The sequence below is a fragment of the Pseudofrankia coriaricola genome, assembly GCF_032027725.1.
Lineage (GTDB): Bacteria > Actinomycetota > Actinomycetes > Frankiales > Frankiaceae > Pseudofrankia.
In genome coordinates, this window is sequence record NZ_JASNFO010000054.1 from 1 (window position 1) to 16,386 (window position 16,386).

13 protein-coding genes and 2 pseudogenes are annotated in these 16,386 nt (G+C 72.0%); 11 read left to right on the plus strand and 4 right to left on the minus strand.

From position 1 onward, the window contains the following. Positions 1-207: 207 nt before the first annotated feature. Positions 208-1,194 (minus strand): LLM class flavin-dependent oxidoreductase, encoded by a 987-nt coding sequence (locus QOZ89_RS27470; RefSeq protein WP_198543130.1) that lies wholly within the window; start codon positions 1,192-1,194, stop codon positions 208-210. 191 nt (positions 1,195-1,385) lie between these two features. On the opposite strand from QOZ89_RS27470, the gene QOZ89_RS27475 reads away from it, so the two are divergent. The 3 genes from QOZ89_RS27475 to QOZ89_RS27485 all read left to right on the plus strand — a co-directional run bounded on the left by QOZ89_RS27475 (position 1,386) and on the right by QOZ89_RS27485 (position 4,473). Further along, a complete protein-coding gene (locus QOZ89_RS27475; RefSeq protein WP_071047534.1) occupies positions 1,386-2,162 on the plus strand; it encodes an SDR family NAD(P)-dependent oxidoreductase in 777 nt (258 codons plus the stop codon). 7 nt (positions 2,163-2,169) lie between these two features. Further along, entirely contained in the window at positions 2,170-3,033 is an 864-nt protein-coding gene (locus tag QOZ89_RS27480) for an acyl-CoA thioesterase (protein WP_312626227.1), read from the plus strand. A 261-nt stretch (positions 3,034-3,294) separates the two neighbouring features. Beyond that, complete coding sequence (locus QOZ89_RS27485) at positions 3,295-4,473, plus strand: thiolase family protein (protein ID WP_071047532.1); 1,179 nt, start codon at positions 3,295-3,297, stop codon at positions 4,471-4,473. Positions 4,474-4,606: 133 nt separating this feature from the next. Here QOZ89_RS27485 and QOZ89_RS27490 read toward each other — a convergent pair whose 3' ends face one another. Together QOZ89_RS27490 and QOZ89_RS27495 are read right to left on the minus strand one after the other, a co-directional pair. Continuing rightward, complete coding sequence (locus tag QOZ89_RS27490) at positions 4,607-5,434, minus strand: SDR family oxidoreductase (protein WP_083418289.1); 828 nt, start codon at positions 5,432-5,434, stop codon at positions 4,607-4,609. 467 nt (positions 5,435-5,901) lie between these two features. Beyond that, positions 5,902-6,573: a TetR/AcrR family transcriptional regulator gene (locus QOZ89_RS27495; protein ID WP_312626230.1), complete on the minus strand. Its 672-nt coding sequence runs from the start codon at positions 6,571-6,573 to the stop codon at positions 5,902-5,904. A 330-nt stretch (positions 6,574-6,903) separates the two neighbouring features. Between QOZ89_RS27495 and QOZ89_RS27500 the strand changes: the two genes are divergently transcribed. The 6 genes from QOZ89_RS27500 (at position 6,904) to QOZ89_RS27525 (ending at position 13,795) form a co-directional block, all read left to right on the plus strand. Beyond that, a complete protein-coding gene (locus QOZ89_RS27500; RefSeq protein WP_071047530.1) occupies positions 6,904-8,532 on the plus strand; it encodes a thiolase C-terminal domain-containing protein in 1,629 nt (542 codons plus the stop codon). Then, the gene (locus tag QOZ89_RS27505) at positions 8,529-9,599 is read left to right on the plus strand and encodes an NAD(P)H-dependent amine dehydrogenase family protein (RefSeq protein ID WP_312626233.1); all 1,071 of its coding nucleotides are present in this window, start codon (positions 8,529-8,531) and stop codon (positions 9,597-9,599) included. Before QOZ89_RS27500 ends, QOZ89_RS27505 begins: the two co-directional genes overlap by 4 nt. 303 nt (positions 9,600-9,902) lie before the next feature. Next, the gene (locus QOZ89_RS27510; RefSeq protein ID WP_312626234.1) at positions 9,903-11,102 is read left to right on the plus strand and encodes a cytochrome P450; all 1,200 of its coding nucleotides are present in this window, start codon (positions 9,903-9,905) and stop codon (positions 11,100-11,102) included. Positions 11,103-11,222: 120 nt separating this feature from the next. Beyond that, positions 11,223-11,963: an SDR family oxidoreductase gene (locus QOZ89_RS27515; protein WP_312626235.1), complete on the plus strand. Its 741-nt coding sequence runs from the start codon at positions 11,223-11,225 to the stop codon at positions 11,961-11,963. Between the two features lie 232 nt (positions 11,964-12,195). Then, positions 12,196-12,954, plus strand: coding sequence for a sugar phosphate isomerase/epimerase family protein (locus QOZ89_RS27520; protein ID WP_312626237.1), 759 nt, complete (start codon positions 12,196-12,198; stop codon positions 12,952-12,954). Positions 12,955-13,012: 58 nt separating this feature from the next. Further along, positions 13,013-13,795, plus strand: a complete 783-nt coding sequence (locus QOZ89_RS27525) for an SDR family NAD(P)-dependent oxidoreductase (protein ID WP_071047526.1) — start codon at positions 13,013-13,015, stop codon at positions 13,793-13,795. A gap of 32 nt (positions 13,796-13,827) precedes the next feature. Here QOZ89_RS27525 and QOZ89_RS27530 read toward each other — a convergent pair whose 3' ends face one another. After that, positions 13,828-14,484, minus strand: coding sequence for a GntR family transcriptional regulator (locus QOZ89_RS27530; protein ID WP_312626240.1), 657 nt, complete (start codon positions 14,482-14,484; stop codon positions 13,828-13,830). A 289-nt stretch (positions 14,485-14,773) separates the two neighbouring features. Here QOZ89_RS27530 and QOZ89_RS27535 point away from each other — a divergent pair. After that, positions 14,774-15,916: pseudogene (locus QOZ89_RS27535) on the plus strand (acyl-CoA dehydrogenase family protein); the annotation flags it as partial. Between the two features lie 126 nt (positions 15,917-16,042). Further along, positions 16,043-16,381: pseudogene (locus tag QOZ89_RS47660) on the plus strand (acyl-CoA dehydrogenase family protein); the annotation flags it as partial. Between the last annotated feature and the right edge of the window lie 5 nt (positions 16,382-16,386).

Consider the following 16,386-nt stretch of genomic DNA (forward strand, 5'->3'; position numbering starts at 1 on the left):
GGCGGTCCAGTCCCGGGGCGCGGGGGCGGGGGGGGGGGGGCCCCCCCGGCGGGGGGGCCCCCCCCCCCCCCGACGCCGGGACGGAAATTACATTCTCGTCCTAGGCAAATCAAGCAATCACTGGTGGAGAGCGGTGAGGGACCCCGGGGTGCCGGATCTGCCCTGAGGGGCGCCCTCCACACCACTATGGCACAGAGTGCCGCATCCTCAGAGCTTAGGGATGACCTCGTTCTCCAGCAGCCGCAGGCTCCCCCAGGCGACCTCCGGCGGGATGCCGCCCATCAGCGGATTGACGACGCACAGTGCGAACGGGCCCTGCGCGCGCAGCTCCTCGACGAGTTCGGCCGGGGTGAGCACCCGGTACTGGCCGGTCGCGCGCAGCGCCTCGGTGGACTCGGCCGAGGCGTAGACGCCGGTCGCGGTGCCGCTGCCGCCGGACGTGAGCCAGGCTCCGTACGCGTTCGACTCGTGCAGCGCGTGCGGCGCGATCCGCTCCCAGCCGGCGTCGACGTCCCGCGCCAGGTGGAAGAAGGCGCCGGTGCGCCCGCCGAAGCGAGGGCCGGGGTCGGGACGGCCGAGCCTGACCAACTCGTCGCGGTAGTGGTCCCAGGTGGTGCCGTCGGTCGGGGTGAAGCCGATGTCGAGCCGGGCCGCGCGCCGGGCCGCGCCCTCGGAGCTCCCGCCCATGGTGATCGCCGGGCCACCGGGGGAGAAGGCGGCGGGCGTGACCCGCACGGTGCGGCCGCGGTACTCGAACGGCTCACCGGTCCAGGCCTGGCGCAGGGTCTGGATGAGCTCGGTGACCCGCCTGGCGCGCTCCTTGGGCGAGACGCCGAACATCTCGAACTCGGCGGGCACGTAGCCGCCGCCGAGCACCAGTTCGAGCCGTCCCTTGGAGAGGTGGTCGATGACGGCGGTGTCCTCCGCGAGGCGCAGCGGGTCGTGGAACGGCGCGATCAGTGCTGCGATCATGATCTTTATCTTGCTGGTCCTGGCGGCGACGGCGGCCGCCATGGTCAGCGGGCTGGGCAGATACCCGTCATCGGCGCCGTGGTGCTCGGAGAGGCCTACGCTGTGGAAGCCCAGCCGATCTGCCCACTCCGCCATCGCTAAGGCGGCTTCGTAGCGTTCGGCCATGGATGTCCCGGCTATGGCCGGGTTGCGGAAGTCGAACCGCATTGTGAAGATCGCCACGTGGCTGCTCCCATCTGTGACGGCCGTCACATCCACCGGCCGTCACGGGGCGTGAGTGTACCAACATTGACGTCGGCGTCAGTAATGTCTGTGGGTCGAGCAAAGAACAGAATTCCGGGGACAGTGGCCGCCGGGTGTGCGAAGGAAGATCATCTTCGCACACCCTTTGGCCCTCTAGAAGGGTTGGAAACGTGGACCTGAACGGACGCGTGGCGATCGTGACCGGCGGTGGCGGCGGTCTCGGCGCGGCGACGGTGCGCCACCTCGTCGGTCTTGGCATGAAGGTCGTGATCTTCGACAAGTTCGGTGACGCGGCGGAAGCGGTGGCCAAGGAGTTCGACGAGGGACAGGCCACCGCCGTCGGCGGCGACACGACGGTCGACGAGGACGTGCAGGCCGCGATCGAGGCCGCCAAGACGCTGGGCACCGTGTCGCTGCTCGTGAACGTCGCCGGCGGCGGCGTCGGCGGCGGGCGCACCGTCGGCCGGGGCAACAAGCCTCACGACAAGGAGTCGTTCATCGTCACGCTGGCGATGAACGCGACCGGCACCTTCAACATGAGCCGCCTGGTCACCGCGGGCGCCTTCGCCGACAACGAGCCGGACGAGTGGGGCCAGCGCGGCGTCGTCGTCAACGTCGGCTCGCTCGCCGGCCTGGAGGGCCAGGCCGGCCAGATCGCCTACGGCTCGGCCAAGGCGGCCATCCTGGGCATGACGCTGCCGATGGCGCGTGACTTCGCGCCGATCGGTGTCCGGGTGTGCGCGATCGCCCCCGGCACCATGGGCACGCCCAAGATGATGGGCATCCGGCCGGAGATGCTGGAGACGCTGACCAAGGACATCCAGTTCCCGAAGCGGCTGGGCCGGCCGGAGGAGTTCGCGCTGCTGGTCGAGTCGATCGCCCGCAACCCGTACCTGAACGGCGAGAACATCCGGCTCGACGGCGCGCTGCGCTTCCCGCCCAAGTAGGCGGGCCGTGTTCACCGTCGACGCGGTCCTCGGTTCGCTGGCGTTAGAGCCGGCGGGCGAGGACCGCTACACCGCGGGCAGCGTCGCCTCGCCCAACCCGGTCGTCTTCGGCGGGCAGCTGCTCGCCCAGTCGATCGCGGCCGCGCTCGCCGGCCAGGACGGAAAGACGGTGAAGACCCTGCACACGGTCTTCGCCCGCGCTGGCCGGCCGGACACCCCGCTCGACGTCGCCGTGACGCGCCTGCACTCCGGGCGCAGCATGGCCAGCAGCTCGGTGACCATCAGCCAGGGCGGCAAGGTCGTCTCCCAGTCCACCGTCCTGCTGTCGGCGGACGACCCCGACTTCATCCGGCACGCGGACGCCGCGCCGGCGCACGAGCCGCCGAAGCCGGGGGACGCCGTGGGCGCCGGCCACGGGGACGGCTCGTCCGACGAGCCGGGTGCTTGGCAGGTACGGGTCGTCGGCGACGTCGACATCAACGACCCGGACGCCGTCGGCCCGGCGGAGCTGGACGTCTGGACGCGCTGGCCGGGCGCCCCCGGCGACGCGCTGTCCAGCCAGGCGCTGCTCGCGTTCGTCACGGACGGCTTCCTCATCGGGACGGCCATGCGGCCGCACCCCGGCGTGGGGCAGTCGCAGTCGCACCGCACGATCTCGACCAGCGTGTTGTCGCACACGATCACGTTCCACGAGCCGGTGCCCGCCGACGACTGGCTGCTGCTCGCGCAGCGCAGCCCCTACGCCGGGCGGGGCCGTGGCTACGGCCGTGGCGATGTCTTCCGGGCCGACGGCGGCCTGGTGGCCTCGTTCGTGCAGGACAGCATGATCCGCCCGATGGCGCCGTCGCCGGCCGGCGGCCACCGCCTCTAATCCAGGTGATCCAAGGCTAATCCAGGTGATCCAAGGCCTCCGCTCATGAGCCGCCTGGCCCGTGAGCGGATGTCCTGGGCGGCCCACGAACGGTGACGCCGTCCGGAGCCGGCCGGCGTCGACCGGGCGGGAGGCGGCCGCGCGGGCCTAGTCTTGACATCGACGTCAAAATTCTAAGCATGGGCCCGCACCGCCGCACGCCAACCTGACCGGACGCTGTGGGCCCCCGTTCCGCCATGCCTGAGAAGGAGCGCTGTTGACGTGCACGAAGCGGTGATTGTTTCGACAGCCCGGACGCCGGTGGGCACCGCGATCAAGGGTTCCCTGCTCGACGTCGACGCGTTCGAGCTGGCCACGCTCGTGGTCGGCGAGGCCGTCCGCCGCGCCGGCATCGACCCGGACGTCGTCGACGACGTCGTCCTCGGCGAGGCCCTGTACGGCGGCGGCGACATCGCCCGGTACGCGGCGATCGAGGCCGGCCTCACGAACGCGCCGGGCGTCGCCCACAACCGGCACTGCGCGTCCGGGATGGCCGCGATCCAGACCGCCGCCGCCTCGATCATGACCGGCATGGACCGGGTGGTCGTCGCCGGCGGCACGAACTCCTCGTCCACGTCGCCCCGCGCCAAGCGCCGCAAGCCGGGCACCGACGACGTCGAGGACTGGTACTCGCCCACCCACCGCAACACGCCCGAGGCCCCGAACTACGACATGTCGGTCACGGTTGGCTGGAATGCCGCCGTGAAGACGGGCCTGTCCCGCGAGGACCTGGACGCCTGGGCGCTGCGGTCACACCAGCGCGCGGTCGCGGGCATCGACGCGGGCGCGTTCAAGGAGGAGATCGTCCCGGTCGAGGTGACCCGCCGCGACGGCACGACGTTCTCCTTCGACACCGACGAGCACCCGCGCCGGGACACGAGCATGGAGAAGCTCGCCAAGCTCAGGGTGCTGCACCCGGAGATCGAGGGCTTCAGCATCACGGCCGGCAACGCGTCCGGCTCGAACGACGGCGCCGGCGCGGTGGTGCTCACCTCGCGTGAGTTCGCCGAGGCGAACGGGCTCGAGCCGCTCGCGATCGTCCGCGCCTGGGCCTCCGTCGGGGTCCCGCCGGCCGAGACGGGTCTCGCGCCGGTGAAGGCGATCCCGAAGGCGCTCGATCGCGCCGGCCTGTCCATCCAGGACATCGCCCTCTGGGAGATCAACGAGGCGTTCGCGTCGGTGCCGGCCGCCGCCTGCCAGCTGCTGGGGATCGACGACGAGATCGTCAACTACCTCGGTAGCGGCTGCAGCCTCGGCCACCCGATCGCGATGACGGGTGCCCGTCAGATCATCACGCTGACCCACGAGCTGCGCCGGCGCGGTGGCGGCAAGGCCGTGTCCGCGATGTGCGCGGGTGGCGGCATGGCCAGCGCCGTCGTCATCGAGGTCCCCGCTCCCTGACCCCGACGGCGCGGGCCGGGGCGAGCGACGTCGCTGGTGTCGCGCGTGCCGGGCCCGCGCCCGCCGCGGAAGCGGCCAGAAGAGCCGAGAACAGGCCGCCAGGTGGCACTTGGCGGCCTGTTCTCAATGCTCGTCAGTCGGCAGCGGCGGCCTGGCCCGGAAGCGCGTCGAGCACGTCCTGGATGCTGCCCGGCTGGCCGCTGGGGACGTCGAGCGGGAGCGGGGCTGACCGGCGCGCGTCGACGACCACGTGCTTCAGTGCCGCGCCGTTGGTAATGACGGTGTGCACCACGTTGATCAGGTCGTCGATGTTGACGAAGTCCGAGTTGACGTAGTCGCGCGCGGCCCAGATCGGGTGCACCACGCCCGCCAGCGCGGGGTCCCAGCTATACGGGAACTCGGTCCCGGAGCCGCCTTCGCCACCGAAGCAGTTCCCGACCGTCACTCGGGTGAAGCCGACGGTCGGGTGCTCGACCCGGTAGGCCTCGATCAGCTTGTCCAGCGCGGCCTTGCTGACCGCGTAGGAGCCGAGCCCCGGCCACGGCTCGGTGACCGAGCCGGTGATGGACGACAGGTAGGCGACGACGCCCTTCGCCTCCGTCAGGTACGGGATCGCCGCCGCGGTGACGTGGGACGCGCCGATGACGTTGGTGTCGAACACGTGGTGCCAGGCGGCGGTGTCGAGGTCGACCAGCCGCTTGAGGATGCCGATGCCGGTGGCGTAGACGACGGAGTCGATGCCGCCCAGCGCGGCCGCGGCCTCCTCGATCGCCGCCTTGACAGACGTCTCGTCCGTGACGTCGCAGGAGATCGCGACCGCGCCGGAACCCGCCTCCGCGACCGCGTCGTCCAGCCGGTCCTTGCGCCGGGCGAGCAGCGCGACCTGCTGGCCGCGCTGGGCGAGGGCGATCCCGATGGCACGCCCTAACCCGCTGGAGGCGCCGACCACAACTGTTCGCATCGTGTACCCACCTTCGATGGTGATGTCGTCCAGGTTGATGCCGGGTGGCGACAGCAGTTCCCGGGCCCGCGGGGACCTTGGGCGTCGGCCGGGCCATGCTGTGACGCCCGGTCCGCGGGCTTCCGGAGCTAGCTCCGCGGCCGGGTAGCCCGCGAGGGACCGGTCGCCAGCGTCGCCCCGCCTCGTCGCCCAAGGCCTGATTGGTGGAGGTCGGCGGAGCAGCGTAATTGTACGACGTTGACGTCAGAGTCGGAATTATCACGCCAGCTCAGGCATGGGAGCTCGAGCGTGAGCGCTCCGTGCCGGCGGAGCCCGTCCAAAGAGGTGCGCGCCGTCCCGCCAGCGGGATCGTCGGGTGGGGTCGCGGAGGGCCGAGAGCGCCGGGGGGAGTGCCCGGTGACGTTACGTGGCGGCCTTGTCCCACGATCTTGCCCGGTGCGCCTGCCTGGCGGCGCCCGTCGTCGGCGTTATTCGGCGGCGTCCGCGTCCGTCGGCTTCTCGCGCAGGTTCAGCGCGTTCAGGAAAAGGTGCGTCAGCTGCTCGACGCCTTCGTCGAAATCCGGCTTGAAAAGACCCTGGACGAGCCACATCTCCGCGAAGCGGGTCACCATCGCGCCGAGCGCCGATGCTGCGATCGTCGGATTGATGGTGGGGTCGACCCAGCCCTTTCGCTGCAGTTGCGCAATCGAGTTCGAGATGCGTTCCCGGTCGCGCTGCTGGTGCTCGAAACGCACCATGTTGAGGTGCGTGTCGTGGCGGCAGACCTGCTCGATGACACCGATGATCTTTGCCTCGCGCCGATAGTCCTCCAGGAACCGACGGTTGCCGGCGCGGATGCGCTCCTGTGGGGACGCGGTGGAGGACGGGTCGAAGATCACCGTGCTCAGCGGGGAATGCAGCAGGTCCGAGAGGGCCATGGCGACCTCGCGGAAGATCTGCTCCTTGGAGTCGAAATAGTGGTAGAACGAGCCGTGCGACAGGCCGGCGCGCTCGGCGATATCGGAGATCCTCGCCTCGAGGAAACCGTCCTCCTCGAACACCGCCTTGGCCGCCCCGAGCAGCCTGGCTCTGGTGGCGACGCCCTTGCGTGAGCGCGGACCGGTCGGTTTGTCGCGGTCAGCCGGCACTGCCGTCACCAATGCCCGCTCCCGTTCTGCTCCCACCCCGCCGGCCGAAGGGCCGGCCGGAAGGCCGATGATGGTGGCGCCTCCCCGTCAGGTCACCGTACCGGCGGGTAGAGATAACCGGTTCTAGTATACGTGCGGCTGCCGGTTGGGTGATGTTGTCGCGCCGTGTGATCTCCCCGTGTCGGGGCGTCCAGCCCGCCAGGCTTGTTTCGACGTCGATGTTGAAAACGTGGTACCACTCACGATGCAAGCCCGTAACCTCGCACGCCATCCCGCATGCCACGACGCGACTGGCCCGCCCGGCGTCCACGGCCGGCGGGCCTCAGTCGACAAGGAGCCGCGATGCCGCCTCTCCCCGCGCTGACCCCGGCGACCGAGTGGTTCTGGAAGTCCGGCGCCGACGGCATCCTGCGCATCCAGGGCTGCGACGACTGCGGCACGCTCGTGCACCCCCCGGTCCCGGTCTGTCCCACGTGCCGCAGCAGCGCCGTCTCGCCGAAGGCGGTGTCGGGCCGTGCCAGCGTCGTCGGCTACACCGTCAACGTCCAGCAGTGGCTGCCCGACCTGAAGCCGCCGTACGTGGTCGCCGTGGTTGCGATCGAGGAGAGCGACGACGTCCGCCTGACCACCAACATCGTCGGCTGCGAGCCGGTCGAGGTGCACATCGGCCAGCGGGTCCAGGTCACCTTCGAGCAGCGTGAGGACGTCTGGCTGCCGCTGTTCGAGCCGACCGGCGAGCCCGACGAGACCCGGGACCGCGTCGGCGAGCCGAACCTCCCCGCGCCCCGCGCGCCGCTGTCCGCCCGTCGCTTCGAGCACGACGTGGTCCTCTCCGGCATCGGCCGATCGAGGATCGGGCGCCGGCTCATGGTCGACCCGCTGTCGCTCACGACCGACGCATGCCTGAAGGCGATCGCCGACGCGGGGCTCACCCCCGAGGACATCGACGGCCTGTCGACCTATCCCGGCACCGGCGGCATGGGCATGAGCGAGGGCGGTGTCACCTCCGTGGAGGAGGCGCTGCGCCTGCGCCCGACCTGGTTCAACGGCGGCGGTGACCTGCCCGGCCAGACTGGCGCGGTCGTGCAGGCGATGCTGGCGGTGTCGGCGGGCCTCTGTCGGCACGTGCTGTGCTTCCGGACCGTGTGGGAGTCCACCTACCGCGAGCTGCGCCTCGGGGGGATGCCCGGCCGGGCCACCGGCCTGAACACCGAGTGGCGCCACCCGTTCGGCGCCATCTCGGCGGCGAGCTGGATCGCCATGCAGGCCAGCCAGTACATGTACCGCTACGGCGCCTCCCGGGAGATGCTCGCCGCGATCGCGCTCAACGGCCGGGCGAACGCCGCCCGCAACCCGGACGCGATCTACCGGGCCCCGATGACCCTGGACGACTACATGTCGGCCCGCCTCGTCTCGACGCCGTTCGGCCTCTACGACTGTGACGTCCCCTGCGACGGTTCCGTCGCGGTCATCGTCTCGGCCGCCGACGCCGCGGCGGACCTGCCGAAGCCGGCCGTGAAGGTCGAGGCCGTCGGCACACAGATCAACGAACGCGTCTCCTGGGACCAGGGCATGATGACGCATGAACCAGTGGTGCTCGGCCCGGCCGCGCACCTGTGGACCCGCACCGACCTGACTCCCGCCGACGTCGACTTCGCCTGCCTGTACGACGGCTTCACCTTCAACGCGATCTCCTGGCTCGAGGGGCTGGGCTTTTGCGGCTTCGGCGAGGCGCAGGACTGGCTGGACAAGGGACGGCGGATCGCCCTGGACGGCGACCTGCCGCTCAACCCGCACGGCGGCCAGCTCTCCGAGGGCCGGCTGCACGGCTTCGGATTCCTGTACGAGGCGATCACCCAACTGCGCCACGAGGCCGGCCCCCGCCAGGTCGCCGACGCCCGCACCGCGGTCGTCTCCACCGGCGGCGGCGCACCTGGCGGCGCGTTCCTGCTCAGGAGGGCAGACTCATGACCACGACGTCCGGCGACGCCGCGTTAGGACAGGCTCCACTACGGGTCGTCCAGTGGGCGACCGGCAACATCGGCACCCGCTCGCTGCGGTCGGTCATCGAACACCCGGACCTGGAGCTGGTCGGGCTCTACGTCTACAGCGACGACAAAGCGGGCAAGGACGCCGGCGAGCTGGCAGCACTGGGCACCACCACCGGCGTCCTGGCGACCACCAGCATCGACGACATCGTGGCTCTCGGCGCCGACTGCGTGCTCTACATGCCGGCACGGCTGGACGTCGACGAGGCGTGCCGGCTGCTCGAGTCCGGGGCGAACATCGTCACCACCCGCGGCGAGTTCCACCGCCCGGCCAGCATGGATCCCACCCTGCGCGCCCAGGTGGAGAAGGCCTGCGCGGCCGGCGGCACCTCGATCCACAGCACCGGCTCCAGCCCCGGGTTCATCTCCGAGGCGCTCCCGCTCGTGGTCTCCTCCCTCCAGCGCCGGCTCGACCGGATCGTCATCAACGAGTACGCCGACATGTCGCGGCGCGACTCGCCCGACATGATCTTCAACCTCATGGGTTACGGTCAGCCGCCGGCGGCGTTCGACGACCGTCGCGCGGCGTACCTGGGCGAGGCCTTCGGCCCCTCGCTGTCGCTGACCGCCGACGCGTTCGGCGCGCCGATCGAGGAGATCACCGCCTCCGGCGAGGTCGCCGTCGCGACCCACGACGTCGACATAGCCGCCGGCCGCATCGCCGCGGGGACGGTGGCCGCGCAGCGCGTCACCGTCACGGGCCTGCGCGGCGGCACACCGTTCCTGGAGTTCCGGGCGAACTGGTACTGCAGTACCGACCTCGATCCCGCCTGGGAACTGCTGGATACCGGCTGGCGCGTGTCCGTCGAGGGCGACGCCCCGCTCGACATCACCCTGCGCTTCCCCGTCACGCTCGATGAGATGGCCGCGACGTCACCCGGTTACACCGCCCATCGCCCGGTCAATGCGATCCCCGCCGTCGTCGCGGCGCTCCCCGGTATCCGCACGACCCTGGACCTGCCCCAGATCATCGGCACCGCGCTGCGCTGACCGGCCGCGCGCTGACCGGCCGCCTGACCGCGCCCGGCTGCCTGACCGGGCCCGTCCGGCCGGCCGCGCACCCCGCGCGGCCGGCCGGACGGGCCCGGGGGCGCGCTCCCGCGACCTGGCAATCCGGACGGGTCTTGACATCTCCCGCGACGCGGGGGAGTGTGCGTTCACTCGTTATAACAGTGTTCAAATGCGCGACGGCGGGCATGCCCGCCAGGGCCGTCGCCGTCGACGTGCCGGCCGCCCGAGCGGCGGACGGACCGCGGACAACCGCGGTGGATGCGATGAACCCAAGGACTGATGATGACGCCGGCGGCCGTTGCTGACCTGTACTGGGACCCGTTCGACAAGACGATCGACACCGATCCGTACCCGGTGTGGGAGCGGATGCGCGCCGAGTCACCCCTCTACCGCAACGAGCGGTTCGGCTTCTACGCGCTCGCCCGCCACACCGACGTCGACGAGGCCCACCGCGACGCGGCGACGTTCAGCTCCGCGCACGGCACCGTCCTGGAGATCATGAGCCCGGAGCCGATGCCGCCCGTGTTCCTGATCTTCTCCGACCCCCCGGTCCACAACATGCTGCGCGCGCTCGTCTCCCGGGCGTTCACCCCGCGCCGGGTCGCCCGGTTGGAGGGCCACATCCGCGGCCTGTGCGCCCAGATGCTCGACCCGCACGTCGGCGGGAGCGGCTTCGACTACGTCCAGGACTTCGCCGCGCAGCTCCCGTCGAAGGTGATCTCCGAGCTCATCGGCGTCGACCCGGCGGACCGCGAGGAGATCCGCAGGACGATCGACCTGACGTTCCACCACGACGAGACCGCCGGGATGAGCAACGAGATCTCACGCGCGGCCACCGTGAAGCTCAAGGCGTACTGGCACAAGCAGATCGAGGTGCGCCGCAGGGCACCCCGCGACGACATGATCACCGGCCTCGCCGAGGCCGAGATCGCCTCCGAGGACGGCCCGCGCCGCCTCACCACCGACCAGGCCGCGACCGTCGCCCAGGAGATCGTCAGCGCCGGCACGGAGACCGTCGCCCGCCTCCTCGGCTGGTTCGGCTCGGTGCTCGCCGACCATCCCGACCAGCGGGCCGAACTGGCCGCCAACCCGGCGCTCGCCCCGAACACGGTCGAGGAGCTGATGCGCTACGAGGCGCCGTCGCCGGTCCAGGGCCGCATGACCACCCGCGAGGTCGAGCTGCACGGGGTGACGATCCCGGCGATGTCGAAGGTGCTGCTGCTCACCGGCTCCGCCGGCCGCGACGACCGCAGGTACCCGGACCCCGACCGCTTCGACATCCACCGGACGTTCGACAGCCACGTCTCCTTCGGCCACGGCATCCACTTCTGCCTCGGCGCCGGCCTCGCCCGCCTGGAGGCGCGCGTCGCGATCGAGGAGACGCTGCGTCGCTTCCCAGCGTGGGACGTCGACCGGGACCGCGCCGTCCGGCTGCACACCAGCACCGTCCGCGGCTACGAGAGCCTGCCGTTCGTCCTCTGACCACCGATGGCAGCGCGGCCGCCGGGTCCCGGGCCGTGGCGGCCGTGCTCGTGCCATCTCGGGACCCAGTCAGGTCCGACCGGCCGCCGCGCGCGGCCGGCGGCCGAGAAGGGAGTCCTGGTGAAGGCTGTGGTGGTCGGGGCGTCGAGCGGGCTCGGGAGGTGCATTGGCGTCGACCTGGGCCGCCGCGGCGACCAGGTCGCGCTGTTGGCGCGTCGTCGCGAGCGGCTGGTGGACGCGGCGAAGGAGGCGGGGCCCGGCACGCTCGCCATCGAGTGCGACGTCACCGACGAGGCGAGCTGCCAGGCAGCGATCGAAGAGGCCGCGACCGGGTTGGGGGGCATCGACGCCGTCGTCTACAGCGCCGGCATCGGGCCGCTGTCGCCGGTCGAGCGCGTGGGCGCGGCGACCTGGCGGCGCGCCTTCGACACCAACGTGACCGGGGCCGCCCTCGTCACCGCGGCCGCGCTGCCCCACCTGAAGGCCTCCGGCGGGGTCGCGGCGTACCTGTCCTCGATCAGTGCGTCGCTGACGCCCGTCTGGCCCGGGTTCGCCGCCTACGCGGTCAGCAAGGCGGCCCTCGACAAGCTCGTCGAGGCCTTCCGCACGGAGCACCCCGACGTCGGCTTCACCCGCGTCGTCGTCGGCGACTGCGCCGGCGGCGAGGGCCCCGGCCAGAGCGAGTTCCCTGCCGACTGGGACTGGGACTACGCCGCGAAGGTCCGGCCGCTGTGGGTCAGCCGCGGTTACCAGACCGGCGCCCTGCTCGACGTCGACGAGCTGCTGCGTGTCCTCGACGGCGTCCTGCGCTGCCGGGGCAGCATCCCCTCCGTCACCGTCATGCCCCGCCAGCCGGCCTGACCCCCGGCCTGGCTTCCGTGCGCTCTCCTTCTTTTTCTGCGCCGATTTGTCCGCGGGGTCCCCCGGGGTCCCTGCCGGATCGGCGGAGCCGATCTGGGAGGTCCGGATTGGCTACCGAGCGGCATCGGCGCCGAACGCGCCGACGGGCGCCGAGCCGTCCCATAGCCAATCGGTGGGGAAGGGGGGTCGTGGCGGCGTGCGGGCCGACGCGAGTATGTGATGAGGAGAACCCATGGCGGTCGAGATCGCGTTGACTCCCGACTCACGGTGGGACATTGACGTTCCGGGGCTGGCCGCGGCCGCCGCGGGGGCGGGCTTCACCTCCGTCGGCATGGCCGCCGGCAACGCGACCGCGGCCGCCGCGAAGACGCTGGACGCCGCCGGGCTGCGCTGCCACGAGGTGCTCGCGCTGCTGGTCAGCGAGGACGCCGAGGAGACGCTGGCGCAGGCGGCCAGGCTCGCCGAGGCGGCGGCCGTGCTCGGTGCCCGCTGGGTGCTCGCCGGGTTCCGGGCGAAGCTGACCGCCCAGACCGCGCCGCTGATCCGGCGCTGCGCCCAGATACTCGCCGAGGCCGGGGCGGGGCTCGCCGTCGAGTTCAGCCCGATGGGCTTCGTCGGGACGATCTCCGAGGCCAGGGACGTGGTGGCCGCCGCCGGCGCCGGGCAGGCGGGAGTGCTGATCGACACCTGGCACTTCTTCCGTGGGAAGAGCACCTGGGAGGAGCTGGCGGCGATCCCGCTGGCGGAGATCGCCTATCTGCAGTTCGACGACGCGCCGCCACCCGTCGGCAGCGGGATATCCGAGACGATGCACCGCCGCGTCATGCCCGGCGACGGCGAGCTGGACCTGGAGAGGTTCGCCTCGGCCCTGCTCGAGCGCGGCTTCGACGGTCTGGTGAGCGTCGAGGTGCTGTCCGCCGAGCTGCGCCAGCTGCCGGTCCCCGAGTTCTGCCGGCGGGCCTACGAGTCCACCGCCCGCTTCTGGCGCTGACCGGCCGGTACCCGACTGGCAAGCCCGGACCTTCGAAGAAGGAAGAGGTTCTCGCTCTATGGATGCTCCCTACGACCTCACGGGCCGCGTGGCGATCGTGACGGGTGGCGGCACCGGCATCGGCGCCGCCACCGCCAGCCTGCTGGCCGCCTACGGCGCCGACGTCGCCATCGCCGCCCGCACCGTCGCCGACCTGGAGCGCACGTCGGCGGCGGTGCGGGACGCCACCGGCCGGCGCTGCCTGCCGGTGCCGACGAACATCAAGGACGAGGAGCAGGTCGTCGCCCTCGTCGAGCGCACCGTCGAGGAGCTCGGACACGTCGACATCCTGGTGAACAACGCCGGCGGCACCCGGATGGGCCCGCTGCGGACCCTGCCGACCAAGGGCTGGGACGCGAGCTTCGACCTCAACGTCCGCGCGGCCTACTTCTGCACCCGTGAGGCCGGCAGGCACTTCGTCGCGCAGCGCTCCGGCACGATCGTCAACATCTCCTCGGACGCGGGCGTGTACGGCGTCAGGGGCGGAGCGCACTACGCCGCGGCGAAGGCGGCGCTGCAGATGTTCACCAAGGTCACCGCCGCCGAGTGGGGGCACTACGGCATCCGCGCCAACTGCGTCGCCGTGGGCGGGATCGCCTCCGAGCGGGCGGCCGCGGCCTGGGACGTCGCCGGCATCGACCCGGGCGACATCGCCGCGGGCACCCCGCTCGGCCGGGTCGGCCGGCCCGACGAGGTGGCCCAGGCGATCGCCTTCTTCGCGAGCGACGCCGCCTCGTACATCACCGGCCAGGTCCTCTCCGTCGACGGCGGCCACCACATGGGCGGCCTCCAGGAGACCTGACCAGCGCCGGCACCCGCCGGTTCAGGCCAGGTTCAGAGGATGCCGCGGGTGGTGAGGGCCGAGATGACGCGTTCGCCGGCGGCGCGGAAGTCCGCTACGCGCTGGCGGGACGCGGCCTCGCCGTCGCCCGCGACGATGGCGTTCATGACCCGCTCCATCTCGGCGACGACGTCGGCGTGTGTCAGGCCGCTCTCGACGCGGAACACCCAGGGCAGGAAGCCCGCGAAGGCGCGCAGCTCGGCGCGCAGCCGCCGCGAGCCGCCGGCGCGGTGCTGGGCGCGCAGGATCTGCTGGACGATCTCGCCGACGCTCTCGATCGACTCGGTGGCCTTCAGGTCGGCGATCAGCTGCTCCAGCTCGGCGATGACCGCCGGGTCGCGCTGGTGCGCCAGCCGCGAGACGGCGACCCCGGAGAGCAGGCCCATCACCTCGAAGTCGTCGAGCACGGACTCGGCGTCGAACGGCTCGACGAACACCCCGCGGTGCGGCCGGATCGAGACGATCCCGTCCCGCTCCAGCATGACGAGACCTTCCCGGACCGGGCTGCGGGACAGGCCGAGCGTGTCGCCCACCTCGACGAGGTCGATGCGCTGCCCGGAGCGCAGCCGCCCCTCGAAGATCTCCTCAAGGAGGTAGTCGACGACGGCGTTGCTCGCCTTCGTGAGTTTGACGGTTCGGCTGGGCGGCACGGTGCTGGTCCTCGCGGTGGTGACGGGATGGTGTCGGGGTCCTCGACAGTATGCGATCTTCGGCTGTGGGGCGGCTGGACGGCGGGCGGCCGGGCACTCCGGCCAGGGTTCTCCCCTGTATACGGCCGCTGGCGGGCGGATGGGCGTGAGCGTGTCCTCCGTCCCACAGGTCGTGGCGGTCCCACAGATCGTGGCGCGTTCCGCCCCGCCGATCGTAGATTGCTCTAGTGAATTATGAATCAATCTGCAAGGGCGACCGCCCACGAGCCGCCACGGGGGTGTCGAGTCCATGCTGATCGAGCTGAGCTCGGAGCAGGAGATCCTGCGTGACACCACGGCGCGCTACCTGGAGCGGGAGGCCGCCCCGGACGCGCTGCGCCGGCTGCGCGACGACCCGGAGGGATTCGGCCGCGACTACTGGCGGTCCGGCGCCGAGCTCGGCTGGACCGCGCTGGTGGTCGACGACGAGCTTGGCGGTGGCAGCGTCAGCGGCGCGCCCGTCGTCGACCTGAGCCTGATCGCCTACGAGTTCGGCACCCACGCGGCGCCGGGGCCGCTGGTCGGGACGAACGTCGTCGCCGCCGCGCTGTCCCGCGCGCTGACGGCGGGCACCGCCGCCACCCAGGGGCACGAGGCCGCCCAGCAGGCCGACGTTCTCGACGCGCTGCTGGCCGGCGAGACGGTCGGTGCGTGGTGCCTGGCCGAGCCGGCCCCGCACGACCGCCTCGGCACCATCACCCTCACCGTCCGTGCCGACGGCGACGAGGTCGTGCTCGACGGGGTCAAGCGCCCGGTCGAGGCCGCCGGGTCCGCGAGCCACCTGCTGGTGACCGGCCGTACCGGCGACGGGCTCACCCAGGTGCTCGTGCCCGCCGACGCGGCCGGCGTCACCGTCACGCCGATGCGTTCCCTCGACCTGACCCGCCGGTTCGCCACGGTCACCTTCGACGGCGTCCGGCTGCCGCGCGCGGCGGTCGTCGGCGAGCTCGGCGGGGCCGACGAGGACGTGCGCCGCCAGCTTCAGCTCGCCCTGGTCATGCTCACCGCCGAGACCGTCGGCGCGCTGCAGCGCGCGTTCGACATGACCGTCGAGTGGGCCTTCGACCGTTACTCGTTCGGCCGCCCGCTCGCCTCCTACCAGGCGCTCAAGCACCGGTTCGCCGACATGAAGATGTGGCTCGAGGCGACGCACGCCGCCGTCGACGCCGCGGCCGCCGCCGTCGACGCGGGCTCGCCACGGGCCGACGAGCTGGTCAGCGTCGCCAAGGCCCTCGGCGAGCCCGGGGTCGAGCTGCTGCAGGACTGCGTCCAGCTGCACGGCGGCATCGGGGTGACCTTCGAGCACGACCTGCACCTGTTCCTGCGCCGGGGTGCCGTCAACCGCTCGCTGTTCGGCGCCCCGGCCGAGCACCTGGAGCGGCTGGCCGCCATCGCCGTCGCGCAGGCCACCGCCCCGGGCGACGACACTCAGCCGGAGGAGACGCCCGCGGCCCCGCGCGCCGCCGTCCCGTCGGCGCCGCGGGCGGGCGCGGCGGGCGACGTCGAGGACCTCGACAGCTTCCGGGAGCGGGCGCGCCGATTCATCCGGGGCAATCTCAAGCAGGACGAGACGGTCCGCACGCTGCGGCGGACGCTGACCGACGAGCAGGAGCTCGCCGAGGTCGCGCACGCCCGCAAGCTGCAGCGGATGCTGTTCGACGCGGGCCTCGCGGGCATCACCTTCCCGCGCGAGTACGGCGGCCAGGGGCTCACCGCCGCGCACCAGCAGGTCCTGAACGAGGAACTCGCCGGCTACGAGTTCCCGCGCCACCTGCAGGTGCCGACGCTCTCGCCATGCGCCGCGGTCATCCTCGAGTTCGGCAGCGAGGAGCAGAAGCACCGCCACCTGCCGGCGATCCTGCG

What these genes read in the sequence shown, in the direction of transcription:
- QOZ89_RS27490 (WP_083418289.1), bottom strand. Translation starts at nt 5,434, where the DNA reads ATGCGAACAGTTGTGGTCGGCGCCTCCAGCGGGTTAGGGCGTGCCATC.
- QOZ89_RS27500 (WP_071047530.1), top strand. Translation starts at nt 6,904, where the DNA reads ATGCCGCCTCTCCCCGCGCTGACCCCGGCGACCGAGTGGTTCTGGAAG.
- QOZ89_RS27505 (WP_312626233.1), top strand. Translation starts at nt 8,529, where the DNA reads ATGACCACGACGTCCGGCGACGCCGCGTTAGGACAGGCTCCACTACGG.
- QOZ89_RS27510 (WP_312626234.1), top strand. Translation starts at nt 9,903, where the DNA reads ATGACGCCGGCGGCCGTTGCTGACCTGTACTGGGACCCGTTCGACAAG.
- QOZ89_RS27520 (WP_312626237.1), top strand. Translation starts at nt 12,196, where the DNA reads ATGGCGGTCGAGATCGCGTTGACTCCCGACTCACGGTGGGACATTGAC.
- QOZ89_RS27525 (WP_071047526.1), top strand. Translation starts at nt 13,013, where the DNA reads ATGGATGCTCCCTACGACCTCACGGGCCGCGTGGCGATCGTGACGGGT.